At 74.3% G+C, this 7,812-nt stretch carries 9 protein-coding genes; 4 read left to right on the forward strand and 5 right to left on the reverse strand.

Annotation, left to right across the window (positions count from 1 at the left end; genetic code table 11):
* Nucleotides 1–276: 276 nt before the first annotated feature.
* Nucleotides 277–861 (reverse strand): GNAT family N-acetyltransferase, encoded by a 585-nt coding sequence (locus WCS02_RS14910; protein ID WP_340294587.1) that lies wholly within the window; start codon nucleotides 859–861, stop codon nucleotides 277–279.
* A 170-nt stretch (nucleotides 862–1,031) separates the two neighbouring features.
* On the opposite strand from WCS02_RS14910, the gene WCS02_RS14915 reads away from it, so the two are divergent.
* Entirely contained in the window at nucleotides 1,032–1,355 is a 324-nt protein-coding gene (locus WCS02_RS14915; RefSeq protein ID WP_340294589.1) for a VOC family protein, read from the forward strand.
* Between the two features lie 61 nt (nucleotides 1,356–1,416).
* On the opposite strand, the gene WCS02_RS14920 is transcribed toward WCS02_RS14915, so the two are convergent.
* The 4 genes from WCS02_RS14920 to WCS02_RS14935 all read right to left on the reverse strand — a co-directional run bounded on the left by WCS02_RS14920 (nucleotide 1,417) and on the right by WCS02_RS14935 (nucleotide 5,179).
* Nucleotides 1,417–2,949, reverse strand: a complete 1,533-nt coding sequence (locus WCS02_RS14920) for a TrkH family potassium uptake protein (RefSeq protein ID WP_340294591.1) — start codon at nucleotides 2,947–2,949, stop codon at nucleotides 1,417–1,419.
* Nucleotides 2,946–3,728 carry a potassium channel family protein gene (locus WCS02_RS14925; protein ID WP_340294593.1) on the reverse strand — a complete coding sequence of 261 codons (783 nt, stop codon included), beginning with the start codon at nucleotides 3,726–3,728 and terminating at the stop codon, nucleotides 2,946–2,948. Before WCS02_RS14925 ends, WCS02_RS14920 begins: the two co-directional genes overlap by 4 nt.
* Before the next feature lie 109 nt (nucleotides 3,729–3,837).
* Nucleotides 3,838–4,539, reverse strand: a complete 702-nt coding sequence (locus WCS02_RS14930) for a DUF305 domain-containing protein (protein ID WP_340294595.1) — start codon at nucleotides 4,537–4,539, stop codon at nucleotides 3,838–3,840.
* 1 nt (nucleotide 4,540) lies between these two features.
* Complete coding sequence (locus WCS02_RS14935) at nucleotides 4,541–5,179, reverse strand: DUF3105 domain-containing protein (protein WP_340294597.1); 639 nt, start codon at nucleotides 5,177–5,179, stop codon at nucleotides 4,541–4,543.
* Between the two features lie 104 nt (nucleotides 5,180–5,283).
* On the opposite strand from WCS02_RS14935, the gene WCS02_RS14940 reads away from it, so the two are divergent.
* From WCS02_RS14940 to WCS02_RS14950, 3 genes are all read left to right on the forward strand, one after another.
* Nucleotides 5,284–6,459, forward strand: coding sequence for an acetoin utilization protein AcuC (locus WCS02_RS14940; protein ID WP_340294599.1), 1,176 nt, complete (start codon nucleotides 5,284–5,286; stop codon nucleotides 6,457–6,459).
* A gap of 86 nt (nucleotides 6,460–6,545) precedes the next feature.
* On the forward strand, nucleotides 6,546–6,644 hold the full coding sequence (locus tag WCS02_RS14945; RefSeq protein ID WP_012085056.1) for a 30S ribosomal protein bS22: 99 nt from the start codon (nucleotides 6,546–6,548) through the stop codon (nucleotides 6,642–6,644).
* Between the two features lie 28 nt (nucleotides 6,645–6,672).
* Nucleotides 6,673–7,758, forward strand: a complete 1,086-nt coding sequence (locus WCS02_RS14950; RefSeq protein WP_340294601.1) for an NAD-dependent epimerase/dehydratase family protein — start codon at nucleotides 6,673–6,675, stop codon at nucleotides 7,756–7,758.
* Nucleotides 7,759–7,812 lie beyond the last annotated feature (54 nt).

Consider the following 7,812-nt stretch of genomic DNA (forward strand, 5'->3'; position numbering starts at 1 on the left):
CGCCTCGGCGGCCGCAGAGATCCGCGCCATCGAGCCCGCGACCAGCATGCAGGCGGTGTCGGGCGAGGGCGGCTGGTCCATGGGACGACGCTAGAGAGGAGGCCGGACACAACTGCCGGGCTGCGTACCTCCGCTGTCGACGGTCCTCGTGGGTCGCACTTGTGGTCGCGTCGAGGCCACACCGGCGCCGACGGCCCCTGCCGCGCCACTCGCGCTCGCCGCCGCTTCCGCTGCTACGGGCGGCCCCTCCTCCGACCTTCGCCTGCGTGTCCTCGGCTACGCCTGCGCCGCGCCGCCCAGCTCGCGCCGCACCAGCCACCGCGGCCGCCCGCCGCTGCGCCCCGTCGTCCTCACCACCCGCTCGAACCCGGCGGCCTCGAACAGCCGGGTCGTGCCGACGTAGCCGGAGATGACGTCGACACGCTCGCCGTCGGTGTCCAAGGGGTACCCCTCGACCACCTCGGCGCCGTGGGCCGCCGCGTGCGCCACCGCGCCGGCGAGCAGGTCGTGCATGAGCCCCTGCCTGCGGTACCCCGGCCGGACCACGAAGCAGACGGCGCTCCACGGGTCGCGGTCGTCCACGTGCGGCAGCGTCCGGCTGTTGACCAGCCGCCGGTACGTGCTGCGCGGCGCCACCGAGCACCACCCGGCCGGCTCCCCGTCGACGTAGGCGAGGACGCCGGGACCCGGGTCCGTCTCGCACAGCCCTCGCACGAAGTCGGGCCGCTCCATCGTCGCTACCCGGCTGTCGCGGTAGGCCATGCACCAGCAGCCGCCCACGTCGGGACGCCTGGGACCGACCACCGTGGCGAGGTCGTCGAACCGGCCGACCGCGGCCCGCACCTCCGTCGTCCTGTCCATCCGGCGCACGCTAGGCGCCCCGGGTGACAGCGCGACGGCCGGCGCCGGCGCCAGCACCGCACCAGCACCGGACGCCGTCCACAGGGCGCGGGCACCCCCTTGTGAGCGCCCCACGCCCACCTGCACGCTGACGACCTCGGCCGGACGTGCCGGCCGGGGACGGGGGGACGATGAAGCTGGCATTCCTGTTCCTGCCGGTGTCGGACCTGGCCGCGGCGGAGGAGCTCTACCGCGGGCGGCTCGGCCTGGACGAGGCCTGGCGCGAGGGCGACAGCACCGTCGCGCTCGCCAGCCCTGGCGGCGACGTCCAGCTCATGCTGTCGACCGACCCGTACCCCGCCGGTCCCATGTTCGAGGTCGCCGACGCGGCAGCCTGGGAGGCGGCCCACGACGACATCCCGGTCGCCGTGCCGCGCTACGCCATCCCGGGCGGCGAGGTGGTCGGCTTCTCCGACCCGGGCGGCAACGTGTTCTACGTCTTCGACCAGGCCTGACCGTCCACCGCCAGCGACCGGGGTTGCCGCGGGTATCCAGCCGGTGCGCCGGGTCAGACGCTCAGCCGATGAGCGGGCGGGCCTCGGGCAGCCGGTACAGCCGTCGGCGCTGCTGGGTCGCCACGGCCGCGGCCACGGCGACCGGGCCGACGCGCCCCACGAACATGCAGCCGACGACGAACCACTGCGCGGGCAGCGGGAGGTCGTCGGTCACCCCGGTCGACAGCCCGACCACCGCGGTCGCCGACACGGCCTCGAAGATGGCATCGCCCAGCTCGAGGTCGGTCAGCTGCAGCATGACGACGATGGCGAACCCGGACAGCACGATGGAGAAGCCGAGCACCGCGAGCGCCTGCCGGACGGTCGCGGTGGCGATCCTGCGGCCGAAGGCGTGGACGTCGACGTCACCACGGGCCTCGGCGTAGACGGCCAGCGCGAGGACGGCGAGCGTGCCGACCTTGATGCCGCCCGAGGTCCCCGCGCTGCCGGCGCCGGTGAACATCAGGCCGCCGGTGACGATGCGGGCCGCCTCGCCCATGCCGGCGTAGTCGATGGTCGCGAACCCCACGGACCGTGGTGCCACGGACATGAAGAAGGCGGCCTGCAGCTTGGTCGCCAGCGTCAGCTCGCCGATCGTGTCCTCGTTCCCCCACTCCAGCGCGCCGAGCACCAGGGCCCCACCGACGAAGAGGACGGCGGAGGTGGAGATGACCAGCTGGGTGTGCAGCGACCAGGCCCCCGGTCGGCGGAACCGGGCCAGCTCGACGAGGACGGGGAACCCGAGCCCGCCGAGGATGACCGCGACCATCACCGGCACGGTGATCCACGGGTCCCCGACGAAGCCGACGAGACTGTCGCTGAACAGGGCGAAGCCGGCGTTGTTGAAGGCCGAGACCGCGTGGAAGACCCCGAGCCACAGGGCCCGGGCGGGTGGCTCGCCGTAGCCGAGCACGAACCGAGCCGTCAGCAGCGCAGCCGTGACCCCCTCGATGACGACGGTGGTCAGCATGAGCCGCGGCAGGATCGAGCGGATCTCGCCCAGGTCGAAGCCGCGGGCGTCCTGGCTGGCCGCGAGCATGCTGTTGACGCCGAAGCGCCGCAGCACCGCCAGCCCCACGAGCGAGCCGAGGGTCGCGATGCCCAGGCCCCCGACCTGGAACAGCAGGAGGATGACGACCAGGCCGAAGTGGGACCAGTACGTGGGGGTGTCCACCACCACCAGGCCGGTGACGCAGGTGGCGCTCGTGGCGGTGAACACGGCCACCACCGTCGGCGGGACCCCCTCCGGTCCGGTCCCGCCCTCGGACACCGCCTTGACCGCCAGCGGGGTGTGCAGGAGCGCGGTGCCGACGAGGATCACCGCGAGCAGTCCGACCGGGATGACGCGGGCGGGGGACAGGAACGCCTCGAGCCCCGCGCGCCGGGCGAGCGCGGACGGGGTGCGGTCGCCGCCGGGCAGCAGCCGCCGGATGCTCCAGCGCGGGATGCCGCCGCGCACCCGGGGCGTGTCCACCGTCGGGTCGGGCGTCAGCGAGCCGTGGTGCAGCGGGTCCTCGGCGGGCTCCGTCGGCCCGTCCGGTCGTGCGCCGGTCACGGCCGTGCCGCGAAGGCCTCGATCTGGTCCACGTGGCCCGAGACGATGAGGACGTCCTCGGGGTGGACCTTGGTGGACGGGATGGCGTAGGTGAAGTCCGCACCGGGCCGCTTCACGCCGACGACCGTGATGCCGTACTTGGAGCGCACCCCCGCCTGGTCGAGCGTGAAGCCGTGGGTCTCCTTGGGCGGGGCCATCTTGACGATGGCGAACCCGTCGTCGAACTCGATGTAGTCCAGCAGCTTGCCGGTCACCAGGTGCGCGGTGCGCTCGCCCATCGTCGCCTCGGGGTACACGACGGTGACCCGGCTGCCGGAGCGCCGCGGGGCCGGGCCGTCCTTGCGCACCCGCTGCTCGCGGGCCTTGCGCGCGACCTCGTTGAGGGCGTCGTCGCCGGTGATGTGGTCGGTGTCGGTCCCTGTCGCGAGCCGCTCGAGGATCTTGCCGTGGCTGTGGGAGATCGCCTTCGCCCAGATCTGGCCGACCTTGAGGTCGACGAGGTTGAGCGTGGACAGCACGCTGGCCTCGATCGAGGTGCCGATCCCGATGACGGCGATCGGGAACTGCGCGGCACCGATCTGCTTGAGCGCCTGGAGGTTGGTGGCGTCGGCCTCGACGACGTGGGTCAGCCGGCCGGACCACTCCTGGACCAGCTCGGGGCTCCGCTCGACCGCGAGCACCTCGTGCCCGAGGCGGTGCAGCGCCTCCGCGGCGGACGCGCCGAAGCGGCCCAGGCCGATGACGAGCACCGCGTCGTCATGGAGCTTCCCGTGTCCCACGAGGAGGAAGGTACGACGTCCGTGCCGCCACGCGAGCGGGACCACGCAGGAGGCCACCCCGGCGGGCGTCCACCGGTCTGCCGGCGCACCCGGGCGCGTCCCCTGCGGGCTACCCCTCGAGCGGTCCGCCGCGCGCGTCGAGCAGCTCGGTGAGCCGGGTGATCTCCGCGGACTGCCCGGCCACCATGCCCTGGGCGAGGCGGCGCACCTGCGGCTGGGAGGCCTCCTCGGCGGCGAGCGAGGCCATCTCGATGCCGCCCTCGTGGTGCTCGACCATGAGCTGCAGGTAGATGCGCTCGGCCTCGACGCCGTCCGCGGCCGTCAGCGCCGCCATCTCCTCGCGCGTCGCCAGGCCCATCGTCACCATCGGGTTCTCTCCCGGAGGGACAGCGACGTCCGCTTCAGAGGGGCCGCCGGTCGAGTGCCCCTCCATCCCGGCCATCCCGTCGCCGAACGGGGACATCCACGCCATGGCGGGCAGCGACGAGGACTGCCGCAGCCCCCAGGTCGACAGCCACCCGGCCATCTGGCCCTGCTGGTTCTGCTGGGTGAGGAGGATGTCCAGGGCGAGGCCGCGCACGTCAGGGTCGTCGCTGCGGTCGCGGACCAGCACCGACATCTCGACCGCCTGCCCGTGGTGCACCTGCATGTCCCGCGCGAACCCGGCGTCCAGCGACGCCTCGTCCGGCGCCGCCGCAGGGGCCGAGGAGCGGGCGAGCGCGGCACCGGTCAGCAGGCCGACGACCACGAGGACGGCCGCACCGAGGACCGCGAGCGCGGCCAGCAGCGGCCGTGACGTGCGCCCCGCCACCTCAGAGGGTCGCGGTCACGCCGCCGGAGCAGGCCGCGCCGGGCTCGGGGGTCTGCTCGCCCTGCAGGTACTTGGTGAGGAAGACCGGGACGCGCTCGTCGTCGACGGAGTCCAGCTGGAGCTGGGCGCCCCAGGCGCTGAGCACGACGTCGGAGGGCAGGTCCTCGCGGGGGGAGACCAGCAGGTAGTTGTTCTCCCCGGACAGCTCCTCGAGCCGGGCCACCTGGTCGGCGGGCAGGTCGGGGGAGTGGGTGATCCACACCGCGCCGTGCTCGAGGGAGTGCACGGCGGCCTCCTCCTGCACGGGGGCGTCGTAGAAGCCGCAGTCCTGCCAGCGGGGGGCCGGCAGGTGGTCGCCGCCGACAGGCGGGTCCTGTGCGTAGGCGACGTCGGTCTCGACGTGGTTCTGCGTGAGGTCGTCGGTGATCTCGACGCCCTCGATCTCGGACTCGGCCTCGGCCTCGACGGCGGCGCGCTCCCGCTCCGACTGCACGATGACGACCGCGACGACCCCGATGAGGGCGATGGCCAGCAGCGAGGCGAGCCCGATGACGAGGAACGAGCGGCGTCGCTCCGCGTTCTTCTGGGCAGCCTGCATCTTGGCCAGGCGGGCCTGACGGTCCTCGACGGGGTTGGGCACGGAGAGCTCCTCGGTCGGTGCGCGGGTCGACGTACAGACGCATCATCCCCTGCGAGAGTTCCGCGGACGCCACCCGTCCCCCCGCGGGCGGCTAGCGTGGCGGTATGAGCCGCCGGTCCCGGGTCGTGTGGGACGACGACTTCGTCCTCTACGACTTCGGCGAGGGCCACCCGATGGCCCCCCTCCGGATCGACCTCACGGCGCGGCTGTGCCGGGACCTCGGCCTGTTCGACGGCGTCGACGTCGTGGCCGCCGGGGTCGCCGACGACGAGCTCCTGCGGACGGTCCACACGGCCGGTCTCGTCGAGGCCGTCCGCCGGGCCTCGGTCGACCCGCGCGCCGACGTGGGCCGGGGCATCGGCGGGGACGACACCCCGGCGTTCGAGGGGATGCACGACTCGGCCGCCCGGGTGTTCCAGGGCTCCGTCGACCTGGCGCGCGCCATCGCCGCGGGGGAGATCGACCACGGGGTCAACTTCGCGGGCGGGCTGCACCACGCCACGGCCGACGCCGCGTCGGGCTTCTGCGTCTACAACGACTGCGCCGGCGCGATCCGCGCGCTGCTGGACTCCGGCGTCGAGCGCGTCGTCTACGTGGACACCGACGTCCACCACGGCGACGGCACCGAGTCGATCTTCTGGGACGACCCGAGGGTGACGACCGTCTCGGTGCACGAGTCCGGCCGGACGCTGTTCCCGGGCACGGGCTACCCGACCGACGTGGGCGGCCCGGGCGCCGAGGGCAGCGCCGTCAACGTCCCCCTGCCGGCGGGTACCGGCGACGCGGGCTGGCTGCGGGCCCTGCACGCCGTCGTCCTCCCCGTCGTCCGCGAGGTCCGCCCGCAGGTGCTCGTCACCCAGCACGGCTGCGACACCCACCTGCTCGACCCGCTGGCGCACCTGCGGGTGTCGGTGGACGGGATGCGCGCCGCGGCGGTCCTGCTGCACGACGTCGCCCACGAGCACGCCGGCGGCCGGTGGCTCGCGCTCGGCGGCGGCGGCTACGAGCTGGTCGACGTCGTGCCGCGGGCGTGGGCGCACCTGGTGGGCGTGGCCGCGCACGCCCCGGTCGACCCGGAGACCGCGGTCCCGCAGAGCTGGCTGGAGCACGTCACCGCGCTGCTCGGGCAGCCCGGACCGAGCCGGATGACCGACGGCGAGCCCGCCACCTTCGCCACCTGGGAGTCCGGCTACGACCCGGCCGACCCCGTCGACCAGGCGGTCATGGCGACCCGGAAGGCCGTCTTCCCGCTGCTCGGCATGGACCCCTGGTTCGACTGACCGGGCCCGTCCCGCCCTCGCGGTAGCCTGGCCCTCAGACCAGGGGCCCGCTCGCCGTGCCCGTCACTGCAGGAAGAAGGACCCACGTGGGCTCTGTCATCAAGAAGCGTCGCAAGCGGATGGCCAAGAAGAAGCACCGCAAGCTGCTCCGTCGCACGCGTCACCAGCGCCGCAACAAGAAGTAGGACGTCCCGCGGTGGGTCGGGGGCGGGGGTGAGCGGGCGGGTCGTGCTCGTCACCGGGGTGTCCAGGTACCTCGGTGGCAAGGTCGCGACCGCCCTCGCCGCGCACCCCTCCGCCCCCTCCGTCCTCGGCACGGACGTCGTCCCGCCCCACGGCTCGCTGGGCGGGGCCCGGTTCGTCCGTGCGGACATCCGCAGCCCCGCGATCGCCCGGCTCCTGCGCGAGGAGGGTGTGGACACCGTCGTCCACATGAACGTCATCGCCACCCCGCGCTCGGCCGGCGGCCGCGTCCCGATGAAGGAGATCAACGTCATCGGGACGATGCAGCTGCTCGCCGCCATGCAGAAGGTGCCGGGCGTGCGGCGGCTCGTCGTCAAGTCGTCCTCCGGCGTCTACGGCGCCGGGCCGGGCGACCCGGCGATCTTCACCGAGGACACCGCTGCCTCGACGCCGCCGCGCACCGGGTGGGCCAAGGACTGCCTCGAGGTCGAGGGCTACGTCCGAGGCTTCTCCCGCCGCCGCCCGGACGCCGCGGTGACCACGCTGCGCTTCGCGAGCATCGTCGGACCCGGGCTGGAGACGCCCCTGTCGCGGGCGTTCGCGCTGCCCGTCGTCCCCGGCCTGCTCGGCCACGACGGCCGGCTGCAGTTCGTCGACGAGGAGGACGCGGTCGACGCGATGGTCGTGGCCACGCTCGGCCCGCCGGACCGGCCCGCCGGCACGGTGGGCGGGGATGGTGACGGGCACGACGGCCTCGTGACCGGGCCGGTGAACGTGGCGGGGGACGGTGTCCTCACCACGAGCCAGGCCGCCGCCATGGCCGGGCGGCCGGTGCTGGGGCTGCCGGAGCGTCTCGGCCCTAGCGCGAGCCGCTGGCTCACCCGCCTCGGGGCGGCCGAGCTGTCGTACGAGGACCTCCGCCTGCTCGGCTACGGCCGGGTGCTCGACACCACGCGCTGCCGCGAGGAGATGGGCTTCGTCCCGCGCCGTAGCAGCCGCGAGGCGTTCGAGGCCTTCGTCGTCGCGCACCGCCTGCGCGGCCTGCGCCCCGTCGTCGACCTGGTCGCCGACGAGGTCGGCAAGGCCGTCGTCGACACCGTCGGGGCCCGCCGGTGACGCCGCGCCGCGACCCCGTCGGCCTCGGCGCCGACCGGGCCGCCGCCGAGCGCG

Origin of the sequence: Aquipuribacter hungaricus, from assembly GCF_037860755.1 — a bacterium.
GTDB lineage: Bacteria > Actinomycetota > Actinomycetes > Actinomycetales > JBBAYJ01 > Aquipuribacter > Aquipuribacter hungaricus.

Coding starts and splice junctions, on each gene's coding strand:
- WCS02_RS14915 (WP_340294589.1), top strand. CDS start 1,032: ATGAAGCTGGCATTCCTGTTCCTGCCGGTGTCGGACCTGGCCGCGGCG.
- WCS02_RS14910 (WP_340294587.1), bottom strand. CDS start 861: ATGGACAGGACGACGGAGGTGCGGGCCGCGGTCGGCCGGTTCGACGAC.
- WCS02_RS14940 (WP_340294599.1), top strand. CDS start 5,284: ATGAGCCGCCGGTCCCGGGTCGTGTGGGACGACGACTTCGTCCTCTAC.